We start from the raw sequence: 12,768 nt of genomic DNA, 5'->3' as shown, positions 1-12,768 counted from the left end.
CGCTCAACGGCCGCGCCGCACCGGCGCCGCCTGGCCGATCGGGCACGGCCGCGGCCACGCAGGCGCGTGGCGCAGGCGACCGGAGGACGGCAGTGGACGATGGTTGCGGGGCATGGCGCGCTCGATAAAAAAGGCCGGCCGGAGCCGGCCAAGGGGATGGATCAGGTGCTGCGGGTGGCGACGGCCGGCGGCACGTCGGCGGCGCGGCGCGCCGGCGCGAACACCGCCAGCTGGCCGAGCAGCCACAGCGCCACCGCGCCGATCGGCAGGTAGGACAGCGGCAGCCGCGGCAATTCGTACTTGCCCATCAGCCACTGGTTGATGGCGTAGGCCAGCAGCATGCCGAGCACGATGCCGGTGCTGGCCAGCAGGAAGTTCTCGGTCTGGAAGTAGCGCAGGATCTGCCCGCGGGTGGCGCCGAGCGCACGGCGGATGCCGATCTGCTTGGTACGCTGCTGCACCCAGAAGCTGGCCAGGCCGACGATGCCCAGCGCGGTGACCACCAGCAACGCCACGCACACCGCGCCGAGCAGCCACACCATCGCGCGGTCACCCTGGAAGTAGGCGTCGCGGATCTCGCTGTAGGTCTGCTGCTTGAGCACCAGCCGGCTGCTGTCGACCTTCATCAAGGCCGCCGTCGCCGCGTTCAGCACTTCCTGGCGCCGCGCCGGGTCGGTGACGCGCAGCACGTACAGGCCGTCGGTGTAGCTCAGGCGAAACGGCAGCAGCATCGCGTAGTCGATCTCGGCCAGGCCGCTGGCGGCGGTGGGCCGCGCCAGGGTCTCGACGATGCCGACCACGCGGGCGCCCACCGGCCCGGTGTACACGGTCTTGCCCAGCGCGTTCTGCCCCGGGAACATCTTTTCCGCGGTGGCGCGGTTGAGGATGATGGCGGTGCCTTTCTCCTGGATCCGCTTGTCGGTCTGCGCCGCTTCCAGATCCATGTACTCGTCGGGCGCGAAATCGCGTCCGGCCACCAGCTTCAGGCCCAGGGTCTTCAGCGTGCCTTCCTCGGCCATGTACTGCGCCGCGTTCAGGGTGGGTCGCTCCTGGTCCGGGGTCAGCGACAGGCTGGTGTTCCAGGAGTAGTGCACGAACGGCACTTGGTTGAGCAGCGTGGCGTTGCGCACGCCGGGCACCGCGCGCAAGGCGGCCAGGTCCTCGCGGGTGCGCGCGGCGGCGTTGACCTGCTGGCCGATGCCGCCCAGCGAGATCGTCACCAGTTCCGACTCGGCGATGCCGCTGGGCCGGTGAAGGGTCTCGATGCGGTTGCCGATCAGGAACAGCGCGTTGCACACGATCGCGCAGGCCAGGGCGATCTCCAGCACGATCAGCGCGGCGGCGGTCTTGTGCCGGCGCAGGGTGGACAGGATGGGGCGGATATCCATGGCGATGACCTTGTGAGAATGCGTGGAAGGCGCAGGGCGCGCAGGATCAGGACTTGAGTTGCAGGGCGGGCGCCACCTGGATGGCGCGCCACGACGGCAACAGGCCGGCGAGCAGGCTGGCACCTACCGCCATGGCGAAGGTCAGCGCCAGCATGCTCGGATCCAGGTGCGCCAGCTTGGCGTAGCTGGCCGGCTGCTGGCGGACCGCCCACAGCCCGAGCGTGGCCAATCCGAGACCGGCCACGCCGCCGGCCAGGCCGATGGCGCCTGCTTCCACTAAGCATTGCGCGAAGATCGCCCCGCGCGAGGCGCCCAGCGCGCGGCGCACGCCGATCTCGCCGCTGCGGCGCAGGAACTTGGCCAGCAGCAGGCCGACGGTGTTGAGCAGGCACACCAGCAGGAAGCCCATCGCCAGCCACAGCTGCAGGCGCACGTCGCCGGGCACCACTTCGTTGTGGTCCAGCCACTGCATGACGTTGCGCAGGCGCACGTTGTTGGGGCGCTGGAAGCGGCCTGCGGCGCGCTGCTGGGCCGAATAGTTCTCCAGGTAGGCCTTGTAGTCGGCGGCCTGCGCCGGGCTTTCCAGTTCCACCCAGTACTGCACCCAGGTGCAGGGCGCATTGAGTGCGGTCTGGTCGCCGTTGCTGTCGCCGAAGCAGTTCATGCTGCCGTTGCGGTCCATCTTCAGGTCCATCGCCACCGTGAACGGCAGATAGGCCTGTTCGTCCGCGCCATAGGTGTTGGTGACGTCGTAGAAGCGCGGCTTGACCTCCCAGGCGTCGAGCACGCCGACGATGCGGAAGGTGTTCTGGTCCATGCGCAGTTCGCGGCCGACGCTGTCGGCGCCATCGAACAGCTTCTCGTTGAGCTTTCGGCTGATGACCACCACGCGGTCGTGGCGCTCGTCTTCGGTGCCGGTCCAGCCGTGGCCGTACAGGAACGGCGTGTCGAACATCGGGAAGAAGTCCGCGGAGGTGAAGCGCACTTCCGACTTGAACGGTTTCAGGCCGCTCTTGGTCGGCTCGATCGCCACGCTGCCGCCGGTCATCAGCGCCTGGCGCTTGGCGCGCTTCTCGCGCAGCAGGGCCTCGGCATCGAAACGGGTGTTCTGCGAATCCGGTTCCTCGCCCGGCTGGTAGCCGGACTTGGGCTGCGCATCCACCTGCACGTAGAACAGGCGGTCGCTCTTCTGCGGGATCGGGTCGCCGGAGAGCACGTAGAACACGGTCAGCGTGGTCATGCTGGCGCCGATCCCCAGGGCGATGGCCAGCACCATCAGTGCGGTGAGGACCTTGTTGCGGCGGAAGCTGCGCAAGGCGAGGCGGACGTAGTAGCCGAACATGGGAACTCCGGGGTCAGGCGCTGCGGGTGGCGGTGGCGGGCGGGACGGCGGCGGCGCGCAGGGCGGGGCCGAGCACGGCGCACTGGCCGAGCAGCCACACCGCGACGATGCCGGTCAGGACGGTGGGCGAGGACAGCCGCTCCAGTTCGAAGCGCTGCATCAGCCACTGGTTCATGACGTAGGCGAGCACGGCGCCGAGCAGCGCGCCGCCGCCGACGATCAGCAGGTTTTCCAGCTGGAAGTAGCGCAGGATGTCGCCGCGGGTGGCGCCGAGCGCGCGGCGGATGCCGATCTGCCGGGTGCGCTGTTGCACCCAGAAGCTGGCCAGCCCGCCGATGCCCAGCGCGGTGACGGTGAGCAGGATCAGGATGATCGCCAGCAGCATCCGCGCCACCGCGCTGTCGCTCTTGAAGTACTCGGTCCGCAGTTCCTGCATGGTGGCCACGCGCTGCTGCACGTAGGTGGGGTTGGCGCGCTGCATCGCCGCCGCCGCGCGCGGCAGCACCTGCGCCAGTTGCCCGGGCGTGCTGCGGATCAGGTAGCCGCCGCCCCAGCCTTCGCTGCCGATGCGGATCTCGGTGAGCAGCGCATCGGCATCGTCGTCGTGGCCGGTGATGTCGCCGCGCACCGGCGCCATCACCCCGACGATGTCCAGGCGCACCTGCTGGTTGAAGGTGCTGGTGTAGAGGGTGCGCCCCAGCGGCGACGCGCCGGGGAACAGTTTGGCGGCCAGCGAGGGCGTGATCAGGGCCGGCAGGCGCCGCTCGATCTCCGGCGGCGCACCGAACAGGTCCGAGGCGCCGGTCAGCTCCGCGTCGCGTAGGTCGCGACCGGCGACGATGCGGATGCCCAGCGTGCGGTTCAGGCCCTGGCTGCCGAGAAACAGGCGCGCACGGGCGACCGCTTGCGTAGCCTGCGGCTGCAGGAACAATTGCGCCTGCGTCGGGCCCCACAGCGGCGGCGTGCCGAACGCCGCCGCTTCGACGCCGGGCACCGCCTGCAGGATGTCCAGGCTGCGGCCGACGCTGCTGACGCTGCCCGGCTCGCCGACCACGCTGATGCTCTGGATCAGGCCGATGTCCTGTTCCATCACCCCGGTCGGGGTCTGCACGCGCTGGTAGGTGCGGGCGATGATGAACACCAGGTTGCACAGCACCGCCAGGGTCAGGGCGATCTGCAGCGCCATCAGCACCACCGCGGCGCGATGGCTGCCCAATGCGGACAGGATGGGACGCACGGGAGGCAGCGGGGTCATAGCGATTTCACCTGCAGGGCGGGGGCGATGCGCGAGGCGCGCCAGGCCGGCCACAGGCCGGCGGCCAGCGCCGAGAGCGTGGCCACGGCCAGGGCGATGCCGAGGATCGCGGGATCGGCATGCGCCTGCTGCGCGTACGCCACCGGTTGCTGGCGCACCAGCCACAGGCCGATCCAGGTCAGCGGGATGCCGAGCAGGCCGCCCAGGCAGCCGATCAGCGCCGATTCGGCCAGGCACTGCGCGAACACCGCGCGGCGGCTGGCGCCGAGCGCGCGGCGCACGCCGATCTCGCCGGCCTTGCGCATGAACTTGGCGACCAGCAGGCCCACTGCATTGAGCAGGCACACCAGCAGCACGCCGAAGGCGATCCAGGTCTGCATGCGCACCGTGGCCGGCACCACCCGCTTGTAGTCCAGCCAGTCGACCAGGCCGCGCAGGCGGGTGTTGGGGGCGCGTTCGAAGCGGCCGAGCTGGCGCTGCTGCGCGCTGTAGGCGTCCAGCGCCGCGCGATAGCGCCGCACCTGCTCCGGCGTGTCCAGCCGCGCCCAGTACTGCACCCAGGTGCATTGCGCGGCCTTGGGGTCGTGCAGGCCGGCCTCGCCATCCTTGCCCCAGCACTGCATCGGCCCGTAGCCATAGTCCTGCGGCAGGTCCAGCCAGGTCTCGAACGGCATGTACAGCGCTTCCGGCGGCGTGTACGCGCCGGAGTTGAGGTCGTAGAAGCGCGGCTGCGCATCCCAGGCGTCGATCACCCCGATCACCCGGAACGGGCGGGTGGCGATGGTCAGGGTCTTGCCGACGCTGTCGGCGCCGCCGAACAACGCGTCGTTGAGCTTGCGGCTCAGCACCACCACCGGCGCGCGCTGGGTATCGTCGCGATGGCTCCAGCCGCTGCCGTAGAGGAAGCGCATGCCGAACATGCCGAACAGGTCGGCGGTGGCGGCGCGGGTGGTGAGCATGCGCAAGGGGCTGTTGGGCACGGTCTGGCGCACCGGCAGCCAGTTCGCGCTGGTCATGGTCTGCGCCGGCGCCGCCTGCGCCCGATACAGCGCGGTGGCGTCCTGCCAGGTCAGCTCGTCCGGCGGCTCGGGGTCGGCGCTGGGCAGGTTGCGCGGACGCGGATCCAGCTGCGGATGGAACAGCGTGGCGCTGTGCCCGGGCAGCGGGTCGCCGGAGAGCGTGTGCAGCACCGTCAGCATGGTCATCGACGCGCCGATGCCCAGCGCCACGGCCAGCACCATCAGCCCGGTGAGGATGCGGTTGCGGCCGAAGCTGCGCAGCGCCAGGCGAAGGTAGTAAGCGAACATGCGGGCTCCGGATCAGGCGCTGCGGGTGGCGATGGCGGGGGCGACGGCGGCGGCGCGCAGCGCCGGGCCGAGGACGGCGAGCTGGCCCAGCGCGCACAGCAGCAGCGCGCCGACCGGCAGGTAGCTGGCCGGCAACCGTTCCAGTTCGAAGACCCGCATCAGCAGCACGTTGCCGCCGTAGGCCAGCAACATGCCCAGGGCCACGCCGGCGCCGACCAGCAGCAGATTCTCGGTCTGGAAGTAGCGCAGGATGTCGCGGCGGGTGGCGCCGAGCGCGCGGCGGATGCCGATCTGCTTGGTGCGCTGCTGCACCCAGAAACTGGCCAGGCCGACGATGCCCAGCGCGGTCACCAGCAGCATCGCGACGATGATCGCGACCAGCAGCCCGGTCATCGCGCGGTCGCTCTGGAAATACGTCTGGCGCAGGTCGTCCAGCGGCTTGCTGTTGGCGTTGTCCAGCACCGCCTCGGGCACCGCCCGTGCCACCGCGGCGCGGGCCTGCGCCAACACCCGCGGCACCTCGCGCGGATCGGCGCGCAGCACATAGGTGCCGGACTGCGCGGCCTCGCGCACCGGGATCACCACCGACCAGTCGCTGCCGATCACGCCATCCTCGCTGCGGCCCGGATCGGGGCGCGCCAGGTGCTCCAGCGTGCCGATCACGCGGAAGTGGCCGCCGGCCCAGAATTCCTTGCCCAGCGGATCCTGGCCCGGCCACAGGTGCGCGGCCAGCGCCCGCGTGATCCACACGCCGGCCGCGGTCGGGATGCCGTTGTCGAGCGGCTGGTAGTCGGCCTCGCCGAAGGTGCGGCCGCTGTCCGGCTGCAGCGCCAGCGCGGCGACGGCGCCCGGGCTGACCATGTAGAAGTGCGGCACGCCGCCGACCTGGGTGCAGTCCTGGTCCAGGCACAGTCCATTGTTGAACACCGGCGGCGCGAACGGGACGGTGTTGACGGCGCCGGCCGCGCGCACGCCGGGCGTGCGGCGCACCGCATCCAGCGCGCGGGCGTTGACGTCGGCGGCGTTGCAGCCGTCGCAGCCGGACAGCGACACCAGGCCCAGCGCGGATTCGTCGATGCCGCTGCGCAGGTGCACCAGCTCCAGGCGATTGCCGATCAGGAAGAAGGCGTTGCACAGCACGGCGCAGGCCAGCGCCACTTCCAGCGCGATCAGCGCGGCGGCGATGCGATGGCGCGACAGCGCGCTGAGGATGGGAGTGATGTGCATCGTCGTGCGCCCCGGTTACAGACTCTTGAGTTGCATGGCCGGCGCGATACGGCTGGCGCGCAGGGCAGGGAACAGGCCGGCGGCAAGGCTGCAGGCGATCGCCAGTGCGAAGGTGCCGGCGAACGTCGTCGGATCCAGATGCGCCAAGTCGGCGTAGGCGGTGGGCTGCTGGCGCACGCTCCACAGGCCCAGCAGGGTCAGCAGCCAGCCGCCGGCGCCGCCGAGCAGGCCGATCACGCTGGCCTCGGTCAGGCACTGCGCGAAGATCGCGCGGCGCGACGCCCCCAGCGCGCGACGCACGCCGATCTCGCCGCCGCGGCGCAGGAACTTGGCCAGCAGCAGGCCGACGCTGTTGAACAGGCACAGGCCCAGGAACGCCAGCGCCAGCCAACTCTGCAGGCGCACGTCGCCCGGCACCACGCGGTTATGGTCCAGCCATTGCGGCAGGGACAGCAGGCGCGCGGTGTCGGCGCGGCCGATGCGCCCGGCGGCGTGCTGCTGCGCGGCGTAGTCGGTCAGCAGCCGGCGGTAGTCGGCGACCTTGGCCGGCGTGTCCAGCTGCACCCACAACTGCAGCCACACGCACGGCGCGCTGCGCAGGTCCAGGTTGGCCTCGGGCTTGCTGAAGCAGGTCCACGGCTGGATGTGGCCGTCGTTGACCTCCAGGCTGCTGGACAGCGGCATGAACACGTCCTGCGGCCGTCCGTAGAAGCTGGCGGTATCGCCATGGGCGAAGCTGCCGCCGGCCAGCGTGTAGAACAGCGGCGACGGCCGCCACGGTGCCAGCACGCCGACGATGCGCACCGCCGTGCCGCGCACCAGCAGGCTGCGGCCGACGCTGTTGCGGCCCTGGAACAGCTTGGCGTTGAGGTCGGACGAGATCACCGCCACCCGCGCCCGGTCCTGGTCGTCGCGCGCGCGCCAGCCGCTGCCGTAGGCGAACGGCACCTGGAACATCGGGAAGAAATCGGCCTGGGTCATCAGCAACTGGGTCATGAACGGCGGGGTCGCGCCGTCCGCCGCGTGCACCTTGATCTCGCTCTCGGCGACCATGGCCTGGCGGTCGGCGCGCCCGCGCGTCCACAGGTCCATGGCCGAGGGGTAGTCGAGCTTGTCGTACGGCTTCTGGTTGGCGCCGTTGCTGGGGCGCGGATCGAGTTGCGCGAAGAAGATCTGCTGGCTGCGCCCGGGCAAGGGATCGCCGGACAGCAGCCGCATCACCGTCAGCGTGGTCATCGCCGCGCCGATGCCCACGGCGATGGACAGCACCATCAACGCGGTGAGCACCGGGCTGCGGCGCAGGCTGCGCCACGCTTGCTGGAAGTAATAGCCGAGCATGTCGGTCTCCGCGCCGTCGCCGTGCCGGTCAGGGCGTGGCCGTGGTGCCGTGGCCGCCGTGCACCAGCACCGGCTCGCGCTGCAGGTCGGTGGCCTGGCCGTCGACGATGTGCACGTTGCGCTGCGCGCGCGCGGCCAGTTCCGGGTCGTGGGTGACCATGACGATGGTCGAGCCCTGCGCGTTGATCTCCTCCAGCAGTTCCATCACCCCGCGCGCCATCTGCGAGTCGAGGTTGCCGGTCGGTTCGTCGGCCAGCAGCAGGCGCGGGCTGCCGGCCAGGGCGCGGGCGATCGCCGCGCGCTGCTGCTGGCCGCCGGACAGTTCGGACGGATAGTGCTTCATGCGCGAGCCCAGCCCGACCCGGCTCAGCGCTTCCTCGATGCGCTGCTTGCGCTCGGCCGCGCCCATGCCGCGGTAGCGCAGCGGCACGTCGACGTTGTCGAACAGGTTGAGGTCGGGGATCAGGTTGAAGCCCTGGAAGATGAAGCCGATCTTCTGGTTGCGCATGCGCGAGCGCGCATCGTCGTTGAGGTTGCTGACGTCCTGGCCATCGAGCAGGTACTGGCCGCTGGTGAACGTCTCCAGCAACCCCGCGATGTTGAGGAAGGTGGTCTTGCCCGAACCCGACGGCCCGGTGACGGCGACGAACTCGCCCTCGCGGACATGCAGGTCCAGCGAGCGCAACGCATGCGTCTCGACCTGTTCGGTGCGGAAGACCTTGGAGACGGAGCGCATTTCGAGCATGGCGTGAGTTCCTGTGCTGGTGGAGCGGGGATTGGGGATTGGGGATGTCGAGAGTCGAAAGCAGCGGCCAGGAGAGGAAAACGAGAGGGACTGACGAATCCCCATTCCCGAATCCCCAATCCCGGCTCCTAATGCACCGTCACCTGCGGCGCATCGCCGAACAGGTCGCTGCCGGAGACCACGACCCGGTCGCCCGGCTGCAGGCCCGAGCGCACTTCGACTTCGCCCAGGCTGGTGACGCCGAGTTCGACCGGGCGGCGCACCGCCGAGTCGCCGTCCATGACGTAGGCGTAGCGGCCGCCGGACTGTTCGACGAATGGGCCGCGCTCGAGCTTGAGCACGTTCTTGCGGGTATCCAGCAGCACCCGCGCGCTCATGCGCTGGCTCTGGCGCAGGCCCGGCGGCTGCTTGTCGGTGAAGCGGATGCGCGCGTTGACCTCGCCGTTGACCACTTCCGGCGACACCGCCGAGATCGCGCCGGCGAAGGGTTCGCCGGCACCGCTGGTCAACTGCGCCGGCATGCCGATCGCCAGGTCGCGGGCGAAGCTTTCCGGCACCTTGATCTCCAGTTCGAACTTGGACAGGTCGACCACGCTCAGCACCGGCGCGTTGGCGGCGACGTTGGTGTGCTGCGAGACCTGCACCTGGCCGACCTGGCCGTCGAACGGCGAGCGCAGGGTCAGCAGGTCGACCTGGCGCTGCACCTCGGCCACCACCGCGCGCTGGCGCTCGGCGAGCAGGCGCTTGTTGCGCGCGTCCAGCGAGGCGCCCTGCGCCTGCAGGCCCGAATCCTTCTGCGCATGGCTCATCGCGATGTCGGCCTTCTTCAGGGTGTCCTGGGCCTTGGCCAGCTCCACCGCCGGCACCGCGCCGCCTTCATAGCCGCGCTGGTAGCGCTCCAGGTCGCGGCTGGCGGCCTGCCGCTCGATCTGTGCCTGGTCGATCAGCTTGCTGGCGTTGGCGCGGGCCAGGGTCGCGTCCAGGTCGGCACGACCGGCCTCGGCCTGCAGGCCGGCCAGGGTGGCTTCTTCCTGAGCGAGCTTGCTGCGCAGCTCCGGGCTGTCGATCTCGGCCAGTTCCTGGCCCTGCTTGACCACGTCGCCGGCGACCACCTTCAGGGTCACGGTGCCGCCGGAGATCGCGTACAGGGTGGGGCTGTTGGCGGCGATCAGGCGGCCGTCGGCGGAGATATCGCGGACCAGATCGCCGCGGGTCACCGTGGCGATGCGCACCCGCTGTGCGTCGAACGAGCGGCTGCCGGCGATCCAGCCGCGTGCGGCGAAGGCGATGCCCAGCAGCACCAGCGCGGCGATCAGCCCGGGCCACAGCCAGCGGCGCCAGGCCGCGGAACGGGGGCGGGCGAGAACCTGGTCCTGGGCGGAGGTGTCACGGATCATCGGACGGTCGCAGCGGTGAGGATGGGGACTTCACAGCACGATGCGTGCCAACTGCAAGCCATTGAATTGCATGGGGACGGACGGCGCGGACAGGTGTCCGGGTGTCCGCGGACACGTTCGCGGACACTGGGGCGCGGCATGCTCGGGAATGGGTGACACGCCCTGTGTCCGGCAGCGGACAGCGGCGAGACATTCAGCGGACTTCGCTAGAATGGCGGACTTTTCGGCGAAGGGCGTGGCTATGTGCGGTATCGTCGGTGCGATCGCGGATCGCGATGTGGTTCCGGTCCTGATCGAGGGGCTCAAGCGCCTGGAATACCGGGGCTACGACTCGGCCGGCATCGCCGCCATCGCCGACGGACAGGTACGCCGCGTGCGCCGCACCGGCCGCGTGTCCGAGACCGAGAGCGCCGCGCTGGCCGAGGGCCTGCACGCGCCGCTGGGCATCGGCCACACCCGCTGGGCGACCCACGGCGGCGTCACCGAGGCCAATGCGCACCCGCACGTCAGCCACGGCGACCTGGCGCTGGTCCACAACGGCATCATCGAGAACCACGAACAGCAGCGCGAGCGCCTGACCGCGCTGGGCTACGTGTTCGAGTCGCAGACCGACACCGAGGTCATTGCCCACCTGATCCACCACTACATCGCACAGGGCCGCGACCTGCTCGGCGCGCTGCAGGCGGCGGTGAAGGAACTGACCGGCGCCTATGCCGTGGCCGCGGTGAGCAAGTCGCGCCCGGACCTGCTGGTGTGCGCGCGCATGGGGTGCCCGCTGCTGATCGGCCTGGGCGAGGGCGAGAACTTCATCGCCTCCGACGTCTCGGCGGTGATCCAGGCCACGCGCCGGGTGATCTTCCTGGAAGAGGGCGACACCGCCGAGCTGCGCCGCGACGGCGTGCAGGTGTACGACGCGCAGGACCAGCCGGTGCAGCGCGAGCCGCACGTGTCCGACGTGTCGCTGGCCTCGCTGGAACTGGGCCCGTACCGCCACTTCATGCAGAAGGAGATCCACGAGCAGCCGCGCGCGCTGGCCGACACGCTGGAGGCGCTGTTCGACGCCGGCGGGTTCGACACCACGCTGTTCGGCAGCAAGGCCGAGGCGCTGCTGGCCGACGTGGATGGCGTGCAGATCCTGGCCTGCGGCACCAGCTACTACGCCGGGCTGACCGCGCGCTACTGGATCGAGGGCATCGCCGGGCTGCCGTGCAGCGTGGAGATCGCCAGCGAGTACCGCTACCGCGATGCCTGCGCCAATCCGCGGCAGCTGATCGTGACCATCTCCCAGTCCGGCGAAACCCTGGACACGATGGAGGCGCTCAAGTACGCCAAGGCGCTGGGCCATACCAAGACCCTGTCGATCTGCAACGTGCCCGAGAGCGCGATCCCGCGCGCCAGCGCGATGGTGCTGTACACCCGCGCCGGCGCCGAGGTCGGGGTGGCCTCGACCAAGGCCTTCACCACCCAGCTGGCGGCGCTGTTCCAGCTCACCTGCGTGCTGGCCAAGCGCCGCGGGCGGCTGAGCGCCGAGCAGGAGGCCGAGTACCTGGAGCAGCTGCGCTACCTGCCCGGCAGCGTGCAGCACGTGCTCAACCTGGAACCGCAGATCGCGGTGTGGGCCGAGCGCTTCGCCGACAAGCACAACGCGCTGTTCCTCGGCCGTGGCCTGCATTACCCGATCGCCCTGGAAGGCGCGCTCAAGCTCAAGGAGATCACCTACATCCACGCCGAGGGCTATCCGGCGGGCGAGCTCAAGCACGGCCCGCTGGCGCTGGTCGACGCCAACATGCCGGTGGTGGTGATCGCGCCCAACGACACCTTGCTGGAGAAGGTGAAGTCGAACATGCAGGAAGTGCGCGCGCGCGGCGGCGAACTGTTCGTGTTCGCCGACCAGGACAGCAACTTCAGCGAATCCGAGGGCGTGCACGTGATCCGCACGCCACGCCATGCCGGCGTGCTCAGCCCGGTGCTGCACACCGTGCCGGTGCAGTTGCTGGCCTACCACACCGCGCTGGCGCGCGGCACCGACGTGGACAAGCCGCGCAACCTGGCCAAGTCGGTGACGGTGGAGTAAGGCGCCGCACCGCTGGCTTGGCAGACGCCATGGCCGGCTGCCAGCGCACTGGCCCGGGTTATGCATAAGCTTCCTGCGAGGGTTCCCACCACGCAGGAGGACGCATGTACGAGTCTTTCAGACAGGGGGCGCCGGCCGAGCTGTGGCAGGCGCTGGTGCACGAGGCCGGGCAGCGCCTGGGCCGGCCGCTGGACGAATCGCGCGAGCACTATCTGGTGTTCGTGCTGCTGCGCTACCAGCGCGATGCGCAGCTGCTGGCGCGCATCCAGGCGCTGGCCTGGCTGCATGCGCAGGAGCAGGTGGGGCGTGCGCGCGCCGACGCGTTGCGCGAGGTCGGTGACGGTTGCCTGCTGATCGCCGGGCTGTTCCCCGGCGTGGCGGCGCGACGTCGTGTCAGCGTGGACTACTTCATCGATCTCGGCCGCGGCGCCTATGCCGAAGTCGCCGAGACCCGCGACAGCGACGCCAGCCTGTTCGGGCAACTCGCGCGCAGCTACCGTGAGCTGGTCCGCACACTGGGGGCGCTGCGTCCGCCGCGGCACGAGGTGGCGGCGTTGCAGGCGGCGCTGCACGCGTAAGCGGTGAAGAGGTGCGTGCAGCGCCTGTAGCGTCCGTGCTTGATGTCGGCATCCAAGGGCGGTGCAGCGTCTCGTAGGAGCGGCTTCAGCCGCGACGGGCTTTCCCGGTAACGCCCC

General features: G+C 70.3%; 10 protein-coding genes. 2 read left to right on the top strand and 8 right to left on the bottom strand.

Annotated elements, in window-relative coordinates; all coding sequences use genetic code 11:
• Positions 1-161: 161 nt before the first annotated feature.
• The 8 genes from AC1PMG_RS18660 to AC1PMG_RS18625 all read right to left on the bottom strand — a co-directional run bounded on the left by AC1PMG_RS18660 (position 162) and on the right by AC1PMG_RS18625 (position 9,999).
• Complete coding sequence (locus tag AC1PMG_RS18660) at positions 162-1,388, bottom strand: ABC transporter permease (protein WP_152236491.1); 1,227 nt, start codon at positions 1,386-1,388, stop codon at positions 162-164.
• A 46-nt stretch (positions 1,389-1,434) separates the two neighbouring features.
• Positions 1,435-2,730, bottom strand: a complete 1,296-nt coding sequence (locus AC1PMG_RS18655; RefSeq protein ID WP_481109833.1) for an ABC transporter permease — start codon at positions 2,728-2,730, stop codon at positions 1,435-1,437.
• Positions 2,731-2,743: 13 nt separating this feature from the next.
• The gene (locus AC1PMG_RS18650; protein WP_342074036.1) at positions 2,744-3,985 is read right to left on the bottom strand and encodes an ABC transporter permease; all 1,242 of its coding nucleotides are present in this window, start codon (positions 3,983-3,985) and stop codon (positions 2,744-2,746) included.
• On the bottom strand, positions 3,982-5,292 hold the full coding sequence (locus tag AC1PMG_RS18645) for an ABC transporter permease (protein WP_481109832.1): 1,311 nt from the start codon (positions 5,290-5,292) through the stop codon (positions 3,982-3,984). Before AC1PMG_RS18645 ends, AC1PMG_RS18650 begins: the two co-directional genes overlap by 4 nt.
• 12 nt (positions 5,293-5,304) lie before the next feature.
• On the bottom strand, positions 5,305-6,519 hold the full coding sequence (locus tag AC1PMG_RS18640; RefSeq protein ID WP_481109831.1) for an ABC transporter permease: 1,215 nt from the start codon (positions 6,517-6,519) through the stop codon (positions 5,305-5,307).
• A gap of 15 nt (positions 6,520-6,534) precedes the next feature.
• Positions 6,535-7,857: an ABC transporter permease gene (locus tag AC1PMG_RS18635; RefSeq protein ID WP_481109830.1), complete on the bottom strand. Its 1,323-nt coding sequence runs from the start codon at positions 7,855-7,857 to the stop codon at positions 6,535-6,537.
• A 28-nt stretch (positions 7,858-7,885) separates the two neighbouring features.
• Positions 7,886-8,602 (bottom strand): ABC transporter ATP-binding protein, encoded by a 717-nt coding sequence (locus tag AC1PMG_RS18630; RefSeq protein WP_152240310.1) that lies wholly within the window; start codon positions 8,600-8,602, stop codon positions 7,886-7,888.
• A gap of 128 nt (positions 8,603-8,730) precedes the next feature.
• Positions 8,731-9,999, bottom strand: a complete 1,269-nt coding sequence (locus AC1PMG_RS18625; protein WP_017910318.1) for an efflux RND transporter periplasmic adaptor subunit — start codon at positions 9,997-9,999, stop codon at positions 8,731-8,733.
• A gap of 241 nt (positions 10,000-10,240) precedes the next feature.
• Here AC1PMG_RS18625 and glmS point away from each other — a divergent pair, with 241 nt between their 5' ends.
• Complete coding sequence (gene glmS / locus AC1PMG_RS18620; protein WP_043093370.1) at positions 10,241-12,073, top strand: glutamine--fructose-6-phosphate transaminase (isomerizing); 1,833 nt, start codon at positions 10,241-10,243, stop codon at positions 12,071-12,073.
• A gap of 104 nt (positions 12,074-12,177) precedes the next feature.
• A complete protein-coding gene (locus tag AC1PMG_RS18615) occupies positions 12,178-12,651 on the top strand; it encodes a hypothetical protein (RefSeq protein WP_481109829.1) in 474 nt (157 codons plus the stop codon).
• Positions 12,652-12,768 lie beyond the last annotated feature (117 nt).

The organism is Xanthomonas sp. NCPPB 2250, assembly GCF_056725265.1.
This window is presented reverse-complemented; position numbering and strand designations above follow the sequence as displayed.